We start from the raw sequence: 17,287 nt of genomic DNA, 5'->3' as shown, positions 1-17,287 counted from the left end.
GCCTTTGCGTGAGTTCAAAATAATCTCGCACAAAGCCACGAAGCCACAAAGATGGTGATAGTCGCAACGCGGCATTCTCCTTCAAAATCGCCTCTGGGCGCGAGTGATGGGAAGGGCATGCCCTACCGATCTTGGCCCTCTTTGTGGCTTCGTGGCTTTGTGCGAGATTATTTTGAACTCACGCAAAGGCGCGAAGGCACAAAGAAGAGTAGAAAGAAGCAGCTGGATCGTGCCGGGAGTCATGTGCCTCCCAACACCCTTCGCGAGGATGACGAAAAAGAGGGTGTAATTCGATGAACGCCCGCTTAGCCTCTCCACCGGGGGAGACACTTATGACCGCACGCCCGCTGAACCAGGACGACCCGCTCGACGATTTCGAGCATCGCGACATCGCGCTGCTCGGCCGCAAGCACCGCGTCTATGTGATGGGGCGCGGCCCCGCAGTGATCGTGATGACCGAAATGCCCGGCATCAGTCCGCATGTCGCGCGCTTCGCGCGCTGGGTCGTCGATGCGGGCTTCACAGTCTATATGCCGCATATCTTCGGGAAAGACGGCGCGGTGCCGCGCATGCCCGGCGCGGTGTTCACGATGATCGGCGGGTGTATCAGCCGCCAGTTCCGCGCCTTCCAGGCGAATGAAAGCTCGCCCGCGACGCTATGGCTCCGTGCGCTCGCCGCGCTCGCGCACAAGGAATGCGGCGGCAAGGGTGTCGGCGCGATCGGCATGTGCTTCACGGGCAATTTCGCGCTATCGATGATGCTCGAACCCGCGGTGCTGGCGCCTGTGCTCGCGCAGCCGTCGCTGCCGCTGAACGACCCCGCGGGCATGCATATCGCCCCCGACGAACTCGCGGCGGTGAAGGCGCGGATGGAGGCCGAGGACCTGACCGTGCTCGCGTACCGCTTCGAGGGCGACAAATTCTGCAAGGCGGCGCGCTTCGCGGCCTATGAAGATGCGCTCGGCGACCGCTTCATCGGCAAGGTGCTGCCCGACGCGGCCGCGAACCCCGACAGCCCGATGAAGAACCCGCACAGCGTCGTGACGATCCACCTGATCGACGAGGCGGGCCAGCCGACGGTGGGGGCGCGCGACGAAATCCTCGATTTTTTCAGGATGCGGTTGAGCGATTGAGCGCGCGCGCCTAAGGGCCACGGCAATCTTCAATCGAAAGGATCAACCATGCGCCCTTCCGGCCGCGCGCCCGACCAGATGCGTCCCATCGGCATCGAGACCGAATTCACCATCCATGCCGAGGGCAGCGTCCTCGTCAGTTTCGGCAACACCAAGGTGCTCGTCACCGCCAGCGTCGACGAGAAGGTGCCGCCCTTCCTGCGCGGCAAGGGGCAGGGCTGGGTCACCGCCGAATATGGCATGCTGCCCCGCGCGACGCATACGCGCGGCAGCCGTGAGGCGGCGAAGGGCAAGCAGTCGGGCCGCACGCAGGAAATCCAGCGGCTGATCGGCCGCAGTTTGCGCGCCGTGGTCGATTTCCAGAAGCTCGGCGAGCGCCAGATCGTGATCGACTGCGACGTGATCCAGGCTGACGGCGGCACGCGCACCGCGTCGATCAGCGGCGCGTGGGTCGCGCTGCGGCTCGCGGTCGACAAGCTGATCGCCTCGGGCGCGATCACGACCGACCCGATCGAGGATCAGGTCGCGGCGATTTCCTGTGGCATCTACAAGGGCACCCCGGTGCTCGACCTCGACTATGACGAGGATTCGGTCGCCGAGGCCGACGGCAATTTCGTGCTCACCGGGCGCGGCCAGATCGTCGAGGTACAGGCGAGCGCCGAGGGCGCGACCTATGACGAGGAAGGCCTGCTGCGCCTGCTCCGCCTCGCGCGCATCGGCTGCGCCGATATCTTCGCCGCGCAGGCGAAGGCGGTGGGGCGCTGAGGTGAACCGCAAGCTCGAACCCGGCAAGCTCGTCATCGCGAGCCACAATGCGGGCAAGGTGCGCGAGATTCGCGCGCTGCTCGAGCCGTTCGGGATCGAGCCGGTGTCGGCGGGCGACCTTGGCCTGCCCGAGCCCGAGGAGACGGGGACGACCTTCCGCGAAAATGCGCTGCTCAAGGCGCATGCGAGCGCGTCGGCGGCGGGGCTGCCCGCGCTCGCCGACGACAGTGGGCTCGAGGTCGCGGCGCTCGGCGGCCGGCCGGGGGTCTATACCGCCGACTGGGCCGAGCGCCAGCGCTTCGAGGGCAATCCGGGGCGCGACTGGTATCTCGCGATGGGCAAGGTCGAGGGGTTGCTCGCCGAGCAGGGGCCGGAGGTGGACCGCAGCGCGCGCTTCGTGTGCACGCTGGCGCTCGCGTGGCCCGACGGGCATGCCGATGTTTACGAAGGGGCCGCGGAAGGCAGCCTGACCTGGCCGCCGCGCGGCAAGCTGGGCTTCGGTTATGATCCGGTGTTCGTTCCGGCCGGTAACATACTGACTTTCGCGGAGATCGATCCGGCGGAGAAGCATCGGATCAGCCACCGGGCCGATGCTTTTGCCAAGCTGGTGGCGGGTGCTTTCTGAGGCGTTGTGGCGCATGCCCTTTTGTGAGATGTTGCATCATCACAGAATAGGAGGGCGTCATGTTCGGCAAATCTGTTCTTTTGATTGCGACGGTTACGGCTTCGAGCTGCGCTCAGCCATCGGATGTCACGACAGTGACCAATCGGTCGGATTCGGCGCTGCAGGTCATTTACGTCTCCAAAGGCGAGCGGCTGGCGCAAACGGCAATCATCGCTCCTGGCAAAAAAGAGATTTTAGCGGGCAGGCTGTCAGACTATTCGAGCGTCGAGTTTCGCTACGCGAACAATGGTGTGATCTTCCGCGATAGCGATGCGGCGCTGCGCGATGCCGCATGCTCGCGTGACTGCGGATTTGTCTGGTACGGAGCGGGCCGGGTCGCGATTACCGCATGACGCGCGCAGGCTGACTTTTCGAGCGGAGCGACTATATCGCCCCGCATGGCCGAACCGCTCGCCCTTTATGTCCATTGGCCTTTTTGCGTCAGCAAATGTCCCTATTGCGACTTCAACAGCCATGTCCGCGAGCGCGTCGACCAGGAGGTCTGGCGCGCGGCTTTGCTGGCGGATTTGCGGTATGAGGCGGCGTTGCTGCCGGGGCGGCGCGTGTCGTCGATCTTCTTCGGAGGCGGGACGCCGAGCCTGATGCCGCCCGCCACGGTGGCGGCGGTGATCGCCGAGGCGGCGGCGCTCTGGGGGCTGGCGGAAGATTGCGAGATCACGCTCGAAGCGAACCCCAATTCGGTCGAAGTGGCCGCTTTCGCCGATCTGGCGGCCGCCGGGGTCAATCGGGTGTCGATCGGGGTTCAGAGCTTCGATCCGCAAGTGCTTGAATTTCTGGGGCGGGCGCATAGCGGCGACGAGGCGCGGCGGGCGATCGCGGCGGCGCAAAGCTGTTTCGGCCGCGCGAGTTTCGACCTGATCTATGCGCGGCCTGGGCAGGCACTGTCCGATTGGGAGCGCGAGCTGGCGGATGCGCTGGCGTTTGGGATGGGACATCTGTCGCTGTACCAGCTGACGATCGAGCCGGGGACGCGCTTTGCGACGCTCGCGGCGAAGGGCGAGCTTGTCATTCCCGACGGCGATGCCGCGGCGGACCTGTTCGACGCGACGCAGGCGATGACGCGCGCCGCAGGGCTGCCGCGTTACGAGGTGTCGAACCATGCGCGGCCCGGCGAGGAGAGCCGGCACAATCTGACGTACTGGCGTTATGGCGACTATGCGGGGGTCGGGCCGGGGGCACATGGGCGGCGGCTGTGCCAAGCGACCGAGCGGCACAAGAAGCCCGAGAATTTCATCGCGGCGGTCGAGCGCAACAGCCATGGGATCAAGGTCGAGAGCGATCTTCCCGCGCACGAGCGCGCGACCGAGGCGATGCTGATGGGGCTGCGGCTGAGCGAAGGCGTCGATCTGGCGCGGGTCGAGGCGCGGAGCGGGCTGGAGCGTGCGGCATTCGTGGATGCGGACGCTGTGGCGCGGCTGGCGGGCATGGGGCTGATGCGCGCCGACGGCGACCGGCTGGCGGTGACGGGCGACGGGATATTGCTGCTCGACTCGATCCTTTCCGAGGTGGTTCGGACGGACTAGGCTAGGGTTCCAATCCGATGACGGATCTAGAGGACGGACTTTGGCGCAAGATTTGATCCGCGACTGGGATGCCCATCTGGCGCATGAGCGGCGCCGGTCGGAGCATACGCGGCGCGCCTATGTCGCGACCGCCGAGCGTTTTGCCGTCTTTCTGTCGGGGCATCATGGCGGCACGGTCGACGTCGCGCTGCTGCGGCGGACGAGCGCCAACGACCTGCGCGCCTATCTCGCCACCCGCCGCGCCGAGGGGCTGGGCAATGCATCGGCGGCGCGCGAATTGAGCGCGCTGCGTGGTTTCCTGCGCTTCGTCGGCGGGGAGGGGGCGGTGCTGCCCGCGCTGCGCGGGCCGCGCGTCAAGAAGGGCCTGCCGCGCCCCGTCGCGCCTGCCGAGGCGCTGCAACTGGCGCAGGATGTCGAGGACAATGCCCGCGAGGGCTGGGTCGGCGCGCGCGATTTCGCGTTGCTGCTGCTGCTCTATGGCGCAGGGCTGCGCATCGGCGAGGCGCTGGCGCTGACTGGCGCGGCGCTGCCGCTGGGCGATGTGCTGCGCGTGACGGGCAAAAGGAACAAGACGCGTGTCGTGCCGGTGCTGCCCGCGGTGGCAGCGGCGGTGGCGCGCTATGTCGACGCCTGCCCCTGGCCGATGGGCAAGGAGACGCCCTTGTTCCTCGGCGCGCGCGGCGGGCCTTTGCAGCCGGGCGTGGTGCGCGCGAGTATAAGGTCGGCGCGGCGGGCGTTGGGGCTGCCCGAGCGGACGACGCCGCACGCGTTGCGGCACAGCTTTGCGACGCATCTGCTCGCGGGCGGCGCCGATTTGCGGTCGCTGCAGGAATTGCTGGGGCATGCCAGCCTCGCGTCGACGCAGGTCTATACGGCGGTCGATGCGGCGCATCTGCTCGACATTTACAGGAATGCGCATCCGCGGGCTTGAGGCATGAATTCCTTCTCCCGCAAGGGGAGAAGGGGGGAGTCAGCCCTTCGGCTTCCAGGTAATCACGCGCCATATGTAAATCAGCACCAGCGTGCCGATCGCGACCAGCGCGAGCGGGCCGACAAAGGCGTCGAGATTGGCGAACTGGCTGCCGAACCAGCTTCCCGCGCCGGCGAGCGCGGCGATCCAGATCGTCGAGCCGGCGGCGGTCCAGACGAGGAACTTCGCCTGGTTCATCCGCACCATGCCCGCGGGCAGCGACACCATGGTGCGCGCGACGGGCATGAAGCGCGCGAAAAAGACGATCGCGGGGCCATATTTCAGGAACCAGCCGTGCAGTTTCTCGACCTCGTCCCAGTCGAGCGTCAGCCAGCGGCCGTGGCGATCGATGAAGGGTTTGAGCCGCTCATAGCCGATCCAGCGCCCGATCGCGTACCAGACCCAATTGCCCGCGGTCGTCCCCGCGACCGCAACCCCGACCAGCGTCCAGAAATCGAAGCGGCCCTGCGCGACGGCGATGCCGCCGAGCCCCATGATCACCTCCGACGGGATCGGCGGAAAGACATTTTCGAGGAACATGAGCAGGAATATCCCCGCATAGCCCCAGGATTCGATCAGGTTGAGGATGAAGTCGGTCATGCGGTGCTGGCGATCCGCCTTTCGATCGCATCCCAGATCATGCCCGCGGTGTCGCTGTTGTTGAAGCGGTCGATCGCGACGATTCCGGTGGGCGAGGTGACGTTGATTTCGGTCAGCCATTCGCCGCCGATCACGTCGATGCCGACGAAGATCAGGCCGCGTTCCTTGAGCGCGGGACCGAGCGCCGCGCAGATTTCCGCCTCGCGCGGGGTGAGGTCGGCGGCCTCGGCATAGCCGCCGACCGCGAGGTTCGATCGAAATTCGCCTTCGCCGGGCTTGCGGTTGATCGCGCCCGCGACCTCGCCGTCGACGAGCACGATGCGCTTGTCGCCCTTCGACACGCTCGGCAGGAATTGCTGGACCATGAAGGGTTCGGGCCAGACCTGGCCGAAGAGTTCGACGAGCGCGCCGAGATTGCCGCCGTCGGCGTCGATCTTGAACACCGCCTTGCCGCCATTGCCGTGGAGCGGCTTGATGACGACGGCACCGTAGCGCGACTGGAAGTCCTTCGTCGCCTCGAGGCTGCGGGTCACCATCGTCGGCGGCATGAACTGCGGAAAGTCGAGCACGAAGACCTTTTCGGGGGCGTTGCGCACCGAGACGGGGTCGTTGACGACGAGCGTCTGCCCCGCGAGCCGTTCGAGCAGCCAGGTGCCGGTGAGATAGCCGAGATCGAAGGGCGGGTCCTGCCGCATCAGCACGGCGTCGATGTCGCGGCCGAGGTCGAGCAGCACCTCTTCACCGAACTTGTAGTGCGCGCCGGCCTCGCGCTGTGCCTCGACGATGCGGTGCGCCCTGGTGGTCAGCCGCCCGGCCTCCCACGTCAGTCCGCGCACGTCGTAGTGATAGAGGGTGTAGCCGCGCTCGAGCGCTTTCAGCATCAGGTGGAAACTGCTGTCGCCATTGATGTTGATGCCATCCATCGGGTCCATTTGCACGGCGGCGCGCAGGGTCATGTGTTTCTCCTTGGGCGCCGTCAGGGCTGCCAGACGTGGACCAGATGGCGTGGCAGGCGCCCGGGCGCAAGGAGCATCACGTCGATCCTGATGTCATCGCGTGGTCCCGCAAAGCGCGGGCGGAGCATTTCGGTGGCGGCGGCGACGCGGCGCAGGCGATAATGGTCGATCGCGAGGTCGAGGTCTTTGGCGCGGTCGCGCCATTTGACCTCGATGAAGGCGACGGTCCGTCCGCGGCGCGCGACGAGGTCGACTTCGCCGACGGGCACGCGGAGCCGCTGGCCCAAGATGCGCCAGCCGTGGAGGCGGAGCCACCAGGCGGCGCGGCGTTCGGCCTTGCGCCCGCGCGCTTCGGCCTCGGCGCGTTTCAATCGCCACCTTTCGCGGAATCTTTCAGCGCGAGCGCGCGGGCGTAGACGTCATGGCGGTCGCGCCCGAAGCGCTTGGCGACCGCCTTCGCCGCCTGCGCCACCGGCCTGTCGGCCATCGCCTCGCGCAGCGCGGCGTCGAGCGTGGCGTCGTCGGCCTCCTCGGCCACGGCCTCGCCGGGCGGGCCGACGATGACGACGATCTCGCCCTTGGGCGGGGCGTCGGCGTAGCGCGCGGCAAGCTCGGTGAGCGTGCCGGTGACGCATTGTTCGTAGAGCTTGCTGATCTCGCGCGCGACCGCCGCTTCGCGGTCGCCGAGCCCCTCGGCCAATGCGGACAGCGATGCCGACAGGCGCGGGCCGCTTTCGTAGAAGACGAGCGTGGCGCGGAGCGCCGCAAATTCGGCGATGGTGTCGGCGCGCGCCTTGGCCTTGCTGGGCAGGAAACCCGCGAAGAGGAAGCGGTCGCTGGGCAGCCCCGACAAAGTGATCGCGGCGATCGCGGCGCAGGGGCCGGGCAGGGTGGAGACATGGCGTCCGGCGGCGCGCGCATCGCGCACCAGCTTGTACCCCGGGTCCGAAATCAGCGGGGTGCCGGCGTCCGACACCAAAACGACGACTTCGCCCTCCATGCGCGCAACCAGCGCGGCGCGCGTGCGTTCGTCGCTATGATCGTGATAGGGGGTCATCGAAATCCGCAAACCCAGATGCGCCAGCAGTTTCGCTGTCACACGCGTGTCTTCGGCCGCGATCAGGTCGGCGTGCGCGAGCGTCGCCGCGGCGCGCGCCGATATGTCGCCGAGGTTGCCGATGGGGGTCGCGACGATATAGAGACCGGGCAAGGGAGAAGTTGAGATGGTCGAATCCGGCATGATGCTGCAGATGGCAGAAATCGGCAGCGAGCGCCAAAATATTGCGTCGCCGCGGCGGCAGATGCTGCGCAAGGTCGCGGTGCTGGCGCTCGCCGGGCTGCTCGGCGCGTGCCAGATGGTGCCCAAGGCCGACGGCCCGACCACCGCGCCGCCGCCCGACAAGCCGGTCGACACGCTCGAACCCGGGCTGCCGACCGATACCGACCGTCACCGCGTGGCGCTGCTGGTGCCGCAGACGGGCCCCAATGCCGATGTCGGCATGGCGATCGCCAATGCGACGACGCTCGCGCTGCTCGACACCAAGACCGAGCGGCTGCGCATCACGACTTATGACACCGCGCTCGGCGCGGCGGCGGCGGCGCAGCAGGCGGTCGCCGACGGCAACAAGCTGATCCTCGGCCCGCTCTTGACCGAGGATGTCGCGGCGGTCGCGCCGGTCGCGCGCGCGGCGAAGGTGCCGGTGCTGAGCTTTTCGAACGACAGCGGCGTCGCGGGCAACGGCGTCTTCATCATGGGCTTCGTCCCCGGCCAGTCGGTCGAGCGCGTCGTCGCCTATGCGCGCGGCAAGGGGCATGTCCGTTTCGGCGCGCTGGTGCCCAAGAATGTCTATGGCGACCGGTCGGCGGCGGCGTTCCGCGCCGCGGTGGCCGAAGCGGGCGGTACGCTGGTCGCGGTCGAAAGCTATGACCGCAGCGCCACCGCGCTGACCGGCGCGGCGCGGCGGCTCGCCAATGGCGGCGCGATGGACGCGGTGCTGATCGCCGATTCGGGCGGCAATGCGATCCGCGCGGTGCCGATCATCAAGGGGACGAGCGGCAAGCAGATCCTGGGCACCGAGCTGTGGAACACCGACGCGTCGCTCGGCAGCACCCCGGCGATGCGCGGGGCGTGGTTCGCGAGCGTGTCCGACGGGCTTTATGGCCAGCTTGCGGGCAAATATCGCACGCGTTTCGGCAAGGCGCCGTACCGGCTCGCGAGCCTGGGCTATGATTCGGTGCTGCTGACGGTGCGGATTGCGCGCGAATGGAAGCCGGGGACGAGCTTTCCGGTGAACCAGCTGCTCGCGGCCGACGGGTTCGGCGGTATCGACGGCATTTTCCGCTTCAACAACCGCGGCTTCGCGATCCGCGCGCTCGAGGTCAGCGAAGTGGGGGCGGGCGGTTTCCGCGTCGTCGAGCCCGCGCCGACCAAATGGTGAGCGGCCCGAGCGTGGCTTAGCCGCCACAGTCGGGGGAAAAGCGGCACCCATTTGCCACAGGCAGCCTTTACGACGGCCGCGCGTTCACTATATGAGCGGGGCGCGCCATCGCATCGATTCCGCGCGCGCGTTATAAACGACCAGGAGATACAGCTATACCACCGCCCACCATTCGCCGCCCGATGGCGCCCATGCCGCCCAAGAACGGCCCGCGATACAATGAATTCATCGCCTCCCCCAAAGTCCGCGTCATCGACGAGGAAGGCGAAAATCTGGGCGTGATGCTGACTGCCGAAGCGATCGAACAGGCGGCCTCGGTGGGGCTGGACCTGGTCGAAGTCTCCCCCAACGCCGATCCGCCGGTGTGCAAGTTCCTCGACGTGGGCAAGTATAAATACGAGGCCCAGAAAAAGGCGAACCTCGCTCGCAAGAGCCAGAAGACGCAGGAAATCAAAGAGATCAAGATGCGTCCGAACATCGACGATCATGATTTCGACGTGAAGATGAAGAAGGTCTTCGACTTCCTCGAGGAAGGCGACAAGGTCAAGATGACCATGCGCTTCCGCGGCCGCGAGATGAGCCACACGCAGCTCGGCCTCAACGTGCTCCAGCGCGTCGCCGAACTGACCGCGGAAATCGCGAAGGTCGAGGCGCATCCGCGCACCGAAGGCCGTCAGATGCTGATGGTGATCGCGCCGAAATAAGCGCGGGCCACCGGCTCGACGAGATCAAGGGCGGCCGTTCCGATGGGACGGCCGCCCTTTTCCTATCAGGCGCCCCAGTCGCGCGTCAGGCTGGTGCGGCCGGTGGTGCGGCCCTGCGCGTCATAGCGGCGCTCCATCATCATCACCTGCCCGGCGCGCGAGACCGCGACGAGCGTCGAGCAGCGCGTGCCATAGGTCTCGCCGGGCAGGAACAGCGCGGGGGCGTCGCGCTCGGTCAAAGCCGCCATCAGCGCGCCGAAATCGGGATCGGGCTTTTTCGCCTGATGGCGCAGCAGGCTCGCGAGGCGATCGGCGCGCGGGCAGGGGCTGTCGATGGGCTCGTTGGCGAGTGCGTGGATGCCGCGATCGAGCGTTTCGATATGCGAGGCGGGGCGGTTGGACAGGAGGCGGGCTTCGTCGCCGTCGACCGCGAACAGGTTGAAGGCGTTGAAGCGGTCGAGGTCTTCGAGCGCGGGGTCGGCAAAGGCGCCTTCGCCGCGCAGCATGTCGACGACGAGCGCGCCGCGCGAGTCCTTTGCCGGGTCGGGCAGCGCGCCGCGGACGTTGGTCACGACGGTGATGCGGCGCTGCGCCGGCTGCACGCCGAGCCAGGTTCCGCCCGCCTGCAGGTCGCGGCCCGCGACGATGCCGCTGCCGTCGTCCCACGGCTGGAGCGCCGAGGCGGGGCGCGCGTGAAATTCGTCGCGATTGCCGACGAGGATGATCGGCCAGTCCTCATGGACCCGCCAGGCGAGGGCAACGACACACATGCGGCGCATATCGGGCCTCGCGATGCACTTGCCAAGCGTCTTGACAAATTGCTTGGTTGAATGTTCAATCAAGAAAGACGGGAGGCCGGGCATGAACGCCGCTGATACGCGCAACCGCATCCTGATGACCGCGATGGAGCTGTTCTGGGAGAAGGGCTATCTGTCGACGTCGGTCGCCGACATCCTGTCGCGCAGCCAGGTCCATTCGGGCAGCCTCTATCATTTCTTTCCCGGCAAGCAGGACGTGCTCGTCGGGGTGCTCGAACTGTATCGCGACGGGATCGACGAGATGCTGCTCGCGCCCAATTGGGAGGGGGTCGACGACCCGATCGAGCGCGTCTTCGCGCTGCTCGCGGGCTATCGCACCCACCTGATCGTGACCGATTGCACTTATGGTTGCCCGATCGGCAGCCTCGCGCTCGAGATCCACGAGCCCGACCCGCAGGTGCGCGACCTGATGGCGGCGAATTTCACCAACTGGTCGGCGGCGATCGCCGGCTGTTTCGAGGCGGCGGGCGACCGCCTGCCGCCCGGCACCGACCGCAAGGCGCTCGGCGAGTTCGTGCTGACGGTGATGGAGGGCGCGGTGATGCAGGCGCGCACCTATCGCGACATCGGCTATTTCGACCGCAACATCGCTGTATTGCGCGACTATATCACCGCATTGCTGGCACGCGCGAAATCTGGTAATCTGGTCTAGCTTTTTCTGGGAGGGGATCGTCATGAACATTGCCGTGAAAACGCCGTTGCACCTGTGGATTGTCGGGGGCGTGTCGCTCTTGTGGAACGCCTTTGGCGCGTTCGATTACATAATGACCAAGACGCAGAATGCGGGCTATCTGGCGGGCATGACGCCCGAGCAGCAGGCGTTTCTCTTCGGCTTTCCGCTCTGGGCCAATGTCGGCTGGGCGCTCGGCGTCTGGGGCTCGCTGATCGGCTCGCTGCTGCTGCTAGCGCGCAGCCGACACGCGGTCGCCGCCTTCGCCATCTCGCTGCTCGGGCTGGCGATCAACAGCACCTATCAGTTCGGGGTGCGGGGCGCCGACTTGCAGCAATTGTTCGGCATCGGCCCGATGATCTTCACTGCGGTGATCGCGGCGATCATCGTCGCGATGTTGCTCTATACGCGCGCGATGGCGGCGAAGGGCGTGCTGCGCTGAAATGAAAAGGGGCGCCCGATGGCGCCCCTTGTTTAACGCGCCCGGATGAACGCCCGCACATCCTCGGACAATTTATGCCGGTCTTCGTCGCGGATATACATCATGTGGCCCGCGCCATAATAGGTGTAGTGGATGCGGTCCTGCGGGATGCCGGTGCGCGAGAGCGCATATTCGGCGGCGAAAAAGGGCGTCGCGAAATCATAATAGCCCTGCGCGACGAGCACTTTCAGCCCCGAGTTTTCGCGCAGCGCCTGTCCGATATAGGGCGCGACGTTCATATAGGCGTTGGTGTCGCGGCCGCCGATGCGCCAGTCCCATTGGCCGCCGATGCTGCCGATCGACTGATATTCGAGGGTAGTCTTGAACCCCAGGCCATCGCGCGCCCAGCTGTTGATCGCGGCCGTATAGGAGGCGTCGATACCATAGAAGCTGGGGTCGTTGTCGGGGCCCTCGCCGGCATTGTCATAATCCTTGCCGGTGTAGCGGCTGTCGAGGCGCCCGACGGTCAGACCGCGGTCGCGGAGCAATTCCTTGTAGAAACGCTGCGGCGTGACGCGCAGGTCCGCCTGTTCGAGATAGGTTTCGGAGAGGCCGGTGAAGCGGGCAAGGTCGCGGCGGATCGCGGCGCGCTCCTCGCCCTGCAATTTCTGGCCCTTGAGCAGCGCGGTGGCATAGGGGCCGATCGCCCATTGGCGGGCTTCCTCGACGAAGCCCTCGACCGACGGTGCGGTCGCCTTGCCATGATAGAGCGCGGTCGCCGCCATCGAGGGCAGGTTGGTGATCGGCGACAGCTCGTTGCCCGGCGTGTCGGCGCCCGCGGCGAAATCGAGCACGGTCGAGATCAGGATGATCCCGTTGAGCGCGACATCGTTATAGGTCTCGTTCATCAGCTGGTTGGCGACCGCCGCCGAGCGGGTGGTGCCATAGCTTTCTCCGCCCAGATATTTGGGGCTGTTCCAGCGGCCATTGTCGTTGAGCCACAGGCGGATGACCGAAGCCACGAGCTTGGCGTCCTGCGTGACGCCGTAATAATCCTTGGGGTCGGCCTTGCCGATCAGGTGCGAGAAGCCGGTGCCCGGCGGGTCGATAAAGACGACATCGGTGACGTCGAGCAGCGCGTCGGGATTGTCGACGATCGGATAGGGCGGCGCGCCGTCGTCGACCCCGGTGCCGGGGATGGCGACGCGCTTCGGCCCGAAAGCCCCCATCATCAGCCACACGGTGCCCGAGCCCGGGCCGCCGTTGAACAGGAAGGTCACCGGCCGGTTCGGGTCGCGCGGCTCCTTGACATAGGAGGTGGTGACGACCGCGACCTCGGGGACGCCGTCCTTGTTCTTGATGATCGTCTCGCCGATCGTCGCGGCGTAATTGATGCGCTGGCCGCCGAAGGTGCCGCTGAGCTTGGTGGTGCGGACCTGCGGAGTGACGTCTTCGGGCTTTTCGGCCTTCGCCTTGTCGGCGGCGGGCGCATCCTGCGCATGGGTTATGGCAGGCGCGGCAAAGGCGAGCGCCAGGGCGATGAGCGACGGACCGGTTTTCATATATGGTGACTCCCCGTTTTCGGGGCGGACCCTATGCAGCAGGCGCGCAGGCGGCAAGGCCGCTTGTCGGTTGTGGGTGGGCTTTGGTCGAAGGGGGCGATGAAAGCCGGGCGGCGTGGCCTGATTCATGCCTGCCATGATGACGGATTTGGGGTGTGAAGCGGACAATTTCCTTTCGGATAAAAGATTATCGCAACTTCTTTTGCATGAAGTAACGCGGATAATATGGTGCCGGCCCATCAATCTGGCCGAAAACCACGAAGCCGTGGCGTTCGTAAAAGGGCTTGGCTTGGAAAGCCTGCGTGTCGAGGTAAATGTGATGACACCCACGATGACGAGCTTCCGCTTCAGCTAGCTGTAGCAGGGTAGAGCCATATCGCTTGCGCCGCAGAGAAGCGGGCAGAGCAACCATCTCGATGTGGAAGCCACCCCAACGGGAAGTAGCGACCAGACCGCCGATGACACTCTGTGCATCGTCCTTCAGCAAGATAGCGAAGTCTTGATTATCGAGGATGGGAACGCTGGCGCGAGTAAATTCTTGAAGCACATCCAAAATGGCTACCCGGTCACCCTCGCTCGGCGCGCTCGTTTGTTGAATTGTTACATTGACCATATCGCAAGGACTGTGCCTTGCTTAGAGAGGAAGAGGCAATGCAATATTGATAAGCGCGGCTTCGCTTGCGTGGTTTCTGACCTTGAACGTCCGCAATTGGTCGCTTCCTGACCATCCGAATTTGCCCGCGGCTCAGCGTCGCGCCGCTTACCGACGCGACAGGATATGGTCCATTACCCAGGCGGTGTGCGCCGCGCTGCCTCCAGTCGAGGGATGGGCGCTGCGCCCCGCAAGATGGTCGCGCATTGCCTCGACATGGAAATGCTGGATGGCCGGCGGATGCTCGACGACCAGTTCGACGGCCTCGTCGCCGCGGACGCGCCGCAGCGGGGCGTCATCGAAGATCGAAAAGAGGATGCGGCCGGTGCTGCCGGTGATCTCGACGCGGTCCTCGCGCCCGGCGGCGCCGAAGTTCCAGCTTCCCGATCCCGTCACGCCGCCGCTGTGCAGCCAGCAGCCCGTGATCGCGTCGGCGGCGCTGTAGCGGCCTTGCTGGTTGACCGCGAAGCCCGCGACGTCGGCCACCTCGCCGAACAGCCAGCCGAAGAGGTCGAGGCCGTGGCTCGCCAGGTCGTCGAAATAGCCGCCGGGCGCGACCGCCGCGTCGACGCGCCAGTTGGTCGCCTCGACGTCGGCGGGGCTCGCGGGTTTGGTCAGCGTCCAGTGGACATGGCGCACGGTCCCGATCGCGCCCTCGTCGAGCCAGGCCTTGACCTGTCGGAATCGGGGAAGCGTACGGCGGTAATAGGCGACGAAGAGCGGCAGATCGCGTTCGGCAAAGGCGTCGCGGATACGGACGCAGGCGGCATGATCGGGCGCCATCGGCTTTTCGATGCAGCAGGGCTTGCCCGCGCGCGCAACCATCAGCGCATAACCTTCATGGCTGTCGGGCGGGGTCGCGATATAGACGGCGTCGATTTCCGGGTCGTCGATCAGCGCCTCGGCGCTGGCGAAGACGCGCGCGACGCCGTGGCGCGCGGCATAATCCTCCGCCTTGGCCAAGGTGCGGTTATAGACGCCGCAGAGCGCGAAGCCTTCGACCTGCTGATAGGCGGGGCCGCTCTTGCGTTCGGTCACGTTGCCGCAACCGATCATGCCCCAGCGGATCGTCGTCACGCGTTCACCGGCCCCATTTGGTCTTGCTCGACTTGCCATACCGCGTCTTCCTTGTCCCCGGCTTGCCCTCGTTCGAGCGGCCGACGCGCGGGGCGACCTGTTCGTCGGGGGGCAGGCCGAGTTCGTCGGCTTCGAGCCGGCGGATTTCGTCGCGCAGCTTGCCGGCCTGCTCGAACTCGAGGTCGGCGGCGGCGTCGCGCATCTGTTTTTCGAGGTCGGCGATATAGGCGCGGAGGTTGTGGCCGACCATGTGCGCGGGCTTGTCCTCGCCGATGTCGATCGTCACGCCGTCCTTCGACGCGACATGCGCGATGATGTCGCCGATGTTGCGCTTGATCGTCGTCGGGGTGATGCCGTGCTCGGCGTTATACGCCTCCTGCTTTTCGCGGCGGCGGTCGGTTTCGCGCATCGCGCGTTCCATGCTGCCGGTGATGCGGTCGGCGTAGAGGATGACGCGGCCGTCGACGTTGCGCGCGGCGCGGCCGATCGTCTGGACGAGGCTGGTCTCGCTGCGCAGGAACCCTTCCTTGTCGGCGTCGAGGATCGCGACGAGCCCGCATTCGGGAATATCGAGTCCCTCGCGCAGCAGGTTGATGCCGACGAGCACGTCGAAGACTCCCAGACGAAGATCGCGGATGATCTCGATGCGTTCGAGCGTTTCGACGTCCGAGTGCATGTAGCGGACCTTGAGCCCCGCTTCGTGGAGAAATTCGGTGAGATCCTCGGCCATGCGCTTGGTGAGCGTGGTGACGAGGGTGCGGTACCCCGCGGCGGCGGTCGCCTTCGCCTCCATGATCAGGTCGTCGACCTGTTCCTCGACCGGCTTGATGAAGACCGGCGGGTCGATGAGGCCGGTGGGGCGGATCACCTGTTCGGCGAACACGCCCTGCGTGCGGTCCATTTCCCAGGTGCCGGGGGTCGCCGAGACGCTGACCGTCTGCGGGCGCATGACGTCCCATTCGGCAAAGCGCAGGGGCCGATTGTCGATGCACGACGGAAGGCGGAAGCCATATTCGGCGAGGGTGATCTTGCGGCGATGGTCGCCCTTCGACATCGCGCCGATCTGCGGGATCGTCTGGTGGCTTTCGTCGACGAAGAGCAGCGCATTGTCGGGCAGATATTCGAACAGGGTCGGCGGCGGTTCGCCGGGGAGGCGGCCGGTGAGGAAGCGGCTGTAATTCTCGATCCCCGCGCAGCTGCCGGTCGCGGCGATCATTTCGAGGTCGAAATTGGTGCGCTGTTCGAGCCGCTGGGCCTCGAGCAGGCGGCCTTCGGCTTCGAGTTCCTTGAGCCGTTCGGTCAGCTCGTGCCTGATCGCCTCCGACGCCTGTTTGAGCGTCGGGCCGGGGGTCACATAATGGCTGTTCGCATAGATGCGGACCGAATTGAGGTTCGCGATCTTCTTGCCCGTCAGCGGGTCGAATTCGGTGATTTCCTCGATCTCGTCGCCGAAGAAGCTGATGCGCCAGGCCATGTCCTCATAATGCGAGGGGAAGATTTCAAGAGAGTCCCCACGCACGCGGAAATTGCCGCGCGCGAACGCCTGGTCGTTGCGTTTGTACTGGAGTGCGACGAGCTTCCTGATGATTTCGCGATTGTCGACGACCTGGCCCTTCTTGAGGTCGAAGATCATCGCGGAGTAAGTCTCGACCGAGCCGATGCCGTAGAGGCAGGAGACCGAGGCGACGATGATGACATCGTCGCGTTCGAGCAGCGCGCGCGTCGCCGAGTGGCGCATGCGGTCGATCGCCTCGTTCACGCTCGACTCTTTTTCGATGTAGGTGTCGCTGCGCGGCACATAGGCCTCGGGCTGGTAATAGTCGTAATAGCTGACGAAATATTCGACCGCGTTGTTCGGGAAGAAGCTCTTGAACTCGCCATAGAGCTGCGCCGCGAGGATCTTGTTGGGGGCGAGGATCAGCGCCGGGCGTTGCAGCTCGTCGATGACCTTGGCCATGGTGAAGGTCTTGCCCGAGCCGGTGACGCCGAGCAGCACCTGGTCGCGCTCGCCGTCGAGCGCGGTGCTCACCAGCTCCCTGATCGCGGTCGGCTGGTCGCCCGCGGGCTGATATTCGCTGACCAGCTCGAAGCGCTTGCCGCCCTCGACCTTGTCGGGGCGCGCGGGGCGGTGGGGGACGTAATCGGGGGCGGTGTCGATTTCGTCGAGCGAGGTGCGAATCTGAATTGCCATCCCCGCCAATATGGAGGTTATAGGCGCCAATCCAAGGCCAAAGGCGCTTGATGGAGCGGAAGAGGGGGATCGGGTGTCGCTGTCTGTTTTACCATTTGTTTTCATGATGATGACGATACAGG

19 protein-coding genes are annotated in these 17,287 nt (G+C 65.8%); 10 read left to right on the top strand and 9 right to left on the bottom strand.

What is annotated here, in order from left to right; all coding sequences use genetic code 11:
- Positions 1–332 precede the first annotated feature (332 nt).
- The 6 genes from B1A78_RS14270 to B1A78_RS14245 are packed head-to-tail and all read left to right on the top strand — an operon-like array spanning position 333 to position 5,037.
- Positions 333–1,133 carry a dienelactone hydrolase family protein gene (locus tag B1A78_RS14270; protein ID WP_077147601.1) on the top strand — a complete coding sequence of 267 codons (801 nt, stop codon included), beginning with the start codon at positions 333–335 and terminating at the stop codon, positions 1,131–1,133.
- Positions 1,134–1,181: 48 nt separating this feature from the next.
- Positions 1,182–1,898, top strand: coding sequence for a ribonuclease PH (rph, locus tag B1A78_RS14265; protein WP_058809601.1), 717 nt, complete (start codon positions 1,182–1,184; stop codon positions 1,896–1,898).
- Between the two features lies 1 nt (position 1,899).
- Complete coding sequence (gene rdgB / locus B1A78_RS14260) at positions 1,900–2,523, top strand: RdgB/HAM1 family non-canonical purine NTP pyrophosphatase (RefSeq protein ID WP_077147600.1); 624 nt, start codon at positions 1,900–1,902, stop codon at positions 2,521–2,523.
- Between the two features lie 59 nt (positions 2,524–2,582).
- Positions 2,583–2,915, top strand: coding sequence for a hypothetical protein (locus B1A78_RS14255; protein WP_077147599.1), 333 nt, complete (start codon positions 2,583–2,585; stop codon positions 2,913–2,915).
- A gap of 45 nt (positions 2,916–2,960) precedes the next feature.
- On the top strand, positions 2,961–4,106 hold the full coding sequence (gene hemW / locus B1A78_RS14250) for a radical SAM family heme chaperone HemW (RefSeq protein WP_077147598.1): 1,146 nt from the start codon (positions 2,961–2,963) through the stop codon (positions 4,104–4,106).
- Positions 4,107–4,146: 40 nt separating this feature from the next.
- The gene (locus B1A78_RS14245) at positions 4,147–5,037 is read left to right on the top strand and encodes a tyrosine-type recombinase/integrase (RefSeq protein ID WP_077147597.1); all 891 of its coding nucleotides are present in this window, start codon (positions 4,147–4,149) and stop codon (positions 5,035–5,037) included.
- Between the two features lie 39 nt (positions 5,038–5,076).
- Here B1A78_RS14245 and B1A78_RS14240 read toward each other — a convergent pair whose 3' ends face one another.
- The 4 genes from B1A78_RS14240 to rsmI are packed head-to-tail and all read right to left on the bottom strand — an operon-like array spanning position 5,077 to position 7,872.
- Positions 5,077–5,676, bottom strand: a complete 600-nt coding sequence (locus tag B1A78_RS14240; RefSeq protein ID WP_077147596.1) for a DedA family protein — start codon at positions 5,674–5,676, stop codon at positions 5,077–5,079.
- Positions 5,673–6,632, bottom strand: coding sequence for a glutathione synthase (gshB, locus tag B1A78_RS14235; protein WP_077147595.1), 960 nt, complete (start codon positions 6,630–6,632; stop codon positions 5,673–5,675). The genes B1A78_RS14240 and gshB overlap by 4 nt, the downstream gene beginning before the upstream one ends.
- A 20-nt stretch (positions 6,633–6,652) precedes the next feature.
- Positions 6,653–7,003, bottom strand: a complete 351-nt coding sequence (locus tag B1A78_RS14230) for a YraN family protein (protein ID WP_077147594.1) — start codon at positions 7,001–7,003, stop codon at positions 6,653–6,655.
- Positions 7,000–7,872, bottom strand: coding sequence for a 16S rRNA (cytidine(1402)-2'-O)-methyltransferase (rsmI, locus tag B1A78_RS14225; protein ID WP_077147593.1), 873 nt, complete (start codon positions 7,870–7,872; stop codon positions 7,000–7,002). The genes B1A78_RS14230 and rsmI overlap by 4 nt, the downstream gene beginning before the upstream one ends.
- 61 nt (positions 7,873–7,933) lie before the next feature.
- On the opposite strand from rsmI, the gene B1A78_RS14220 reads away from it, so the two are divergent.
- Both B1A78_RS14220 and infC read left to right on the top strand, forming a co-directional pair.
- Positions 7,934–9,070 (top strand): penicillin-binding protein activator, encoded by a 1,137-nt coding sequence (locus tag B1A78_RS14220; protein WP_179102057.1) that lies wholly within the window; start codon positions 7,934–7,936, stop codon positions 9,068–9,070.
- A 182-nt stretch (positions 9,071–9,252) separates the two neighbouring features.
- Positions 9,253–9,774, top strand: coding sequence for a translation initiation factor IF-3 (infC, locus tag B1A78_RS14215; RefSeq protein ID WP_077147592.1), 522 nt, complete (start codon positions 9,253–9,255; stop codon positions 9,772–9,774).
- Positions 9,775–9,839: 65 nt separating this feature from the next.
- Here the strand turns inward: infC and B1A78_RS14210 are convergent, their stop codons facing one another.
- On the bottom strand, positions 9,840–10,544 hold the full coding sequence (locus B1A78_RS14210; RefSeq protein ID WP_077147602.1) for an NRDE family protein: 705 nt from the start codon (positions 10,542–10,544) through the stop codon (positions 9,840–9,842).
- A 91-nt stretch (positions 10,545–10,635) separates the two neighbouring features.
- Here B1A78_RS14210 and B1A78_RS14205 point away from each other — a divergent pair, with 91 nt between their 5' ends.
- Positions 10,636–11,244: a TetR/AcrR family transcriptional regulator gene (locus B1A78_RS14205; protein WP_077147591.1), complete on the top strand. Its 609-nt coding sequence runs from the start codon at positions 10,636–10,638 to the stop codon at positions 11,242–11,244.
- A gap of 22 nt (positions 11,245–11,266) precedes the next feature.
- Positions 11,267–11,704 (top strand): hypothetical protein, encoded by a 438-nt coding sequence (locus tag B1A78_RS14200; RefSeq protein ID WP_077147590.1) that lies wholly within the window; start codon positions 11,267–11,269, stop codon positions 11,702–11,704.
- A gap of 32 nt (positions 11,705–11,736) precedes the next feature.
- Here B1A78_RS14200 and B1A78_RS14195 read toward each other — a convergent pair whose 3' ends face one another.
- The 4 genes from B1A78_RS14195 to uvrB form a co-directional block, all read right to left on the bottom strand.
- Positions 11,737–13,245 carry a S10 family peptidase gene (locus tag B1A78_RS14195; protein ID WP_077147589.1) on the bottom strand — a complete coding sequence of 503 codons (1,509 nt, stop codon included), beginning with the start codon at positions 13,243–13,245 and terminating at the stop codon, positions 11,737–11,739.
- Positions 13,246–13,432: 187 nt separating this feature from the next.
- The gene (locus tag B1A78_RS14190; RefSeq protein WP_077147588.1) at positions 13,433–13,858 is read right to left on the bottom strand and encodes a GNAT family N-acetyltransferase; all 426 of its coding nucleotides are present in this window, start codon (positions 13,856–13,858) and stop codon (positions 13,433–13,435) included.
- A gap of 147 nt (positions 13,859–14,005) precedes the next feature.
- On the bottom strand, positions 14,006–14,974 hold the full coding sequence (locus B1A78_RS14185) for a Gfo/Idh/MocA family protein (RefSeq protein ID WP_218667984.1): 969 nt from the start codon (positions 14,972–14,974) through the stop codon (positions 14,006–14,008).
- Between the two features lie 4 nt (positions 14,975–14,978).
- Positions 14,979–17,165, bottom strand: coding sequence for an excinuclease ABC subunit UvrB (uvrB, locus tag B1A78_RS14180; protein ID WP_077147586.1), 2,187 nt, complete (start codon positions 17,163–17,165; stop codon positions 14,979–14,981).
- Between the last annotated feature and the right edge of the window lie 122 nt (positions 17,166–17,287).

It is taken from the genome of Sphingopyxis sp. KK2 (assembly GCF_001990265.1).
GTDB lineage: Bacteria > Pseudomonadota > Alphaproteobacteria > Sphingomonadales > Sphingomonadaceae > Sphingopyxis.
This window is presented reverse-complemented; position numbering and strand designations above follow the sequence as displayed.

Coding starts and splice junctions, on each gene's coding strand:
- B1A78_RS14200 (WP_077147590.1), top strand. CDS start 11,267: ATGAACATTGCCGTGAAAACGCCGTTGCACCTGTGGATTGTCGGGGGC.
- B1A78_RS14195 (WP_077147589.1), bottom strand. CDS start 13,245: ATGAAAACCGGTCCGTCGCTCATCGCCCTGGCGCTCGCCTTTGCCGCG.
- gshB (WP_077147595.1), bottom strand. CDS start 6,632: ATGACCCTGCGCGCCGCCGTGCAAATGGACCCGATGGATGGCATCAAC.
- rsmI (WP_077147593.1), bottom strand. CDS start 7,872: ATGCCGGATTCGACCATCTCAACTTCTCCCTTGCCCGGTCTCTATATC.
- B1A78_RS14255 (WP_077147599.1), top strand. CDS start 2,583: ATGTTCGGCAAATCTGTTCTTTTGATTGCGACGGTTACGGCTTCGAGC.
- hemW (WP_077147598.1), top strand. CDS start 2,961: ATGGCCGAACCGCTCGCCCTTTATGTCCATTGGCCTTTTTGCGTCAGC.
- B1A78_RS14220 (WP_179102057.1), top strand. CDS start 7,934: ATGCTGCGCAAGGTCGCGGTGCTGGCGCTCGCCGGGCTGCTCGGCGCG.
- rph (WP_058809601.1), top strand. CDS start 1,182: ATGCGCCCTTCCGGCCGCGCGCCCGACCAGATGCGTCCCATCGGCATC.
- uvrB (WP_077147586.1), bottom strand. CDS start 17,165: ATGGCAATTCAGATTCGCACCTCGCTCGACGAAATCGACACCGCCCCC.
- infC (WP_077147592.1), top strand. CDS start 9,253: ATGGCGCCCATGCCGCCCAAGAACGGCCCGCGATACAATGAATTCATC.
- B1A78_RS14240 (WP_077147596.1), bottom strand. CDS start 5,676: ATGACCGACTTCATCCTCAACCTGATCGAATCCTGGGGCTATGCGGGG.
- B1A78_RS14205 (WP_077147591.1), top strand. CDS start 10,636: ATGAACGCCGCTGATACGCGCAACCGCATCCTGATGACCGCGATGGAG.
- B1A78_RS14210 (WP_077147602.1), bottom strand. CDS start 10,544: ATGTGTGTCGTTGCCCTCGCCTGGCGGGTCCATGAGGACTGGCCGATC.
- B1A78_RS14270 (WP_077147601.1), top strand. CDS start 333: ATGACCGCACGCCCGCTGAACCAGGACGACCCGCTCGACGATTTCGAG.
- B1A78_RS14190 (WP_077147588.1), bottom strand. CDS start 13,858: ATGGTCAATGTAACAATTCAACAAACGAGCGCGCCGAGCGAGGGTGAC.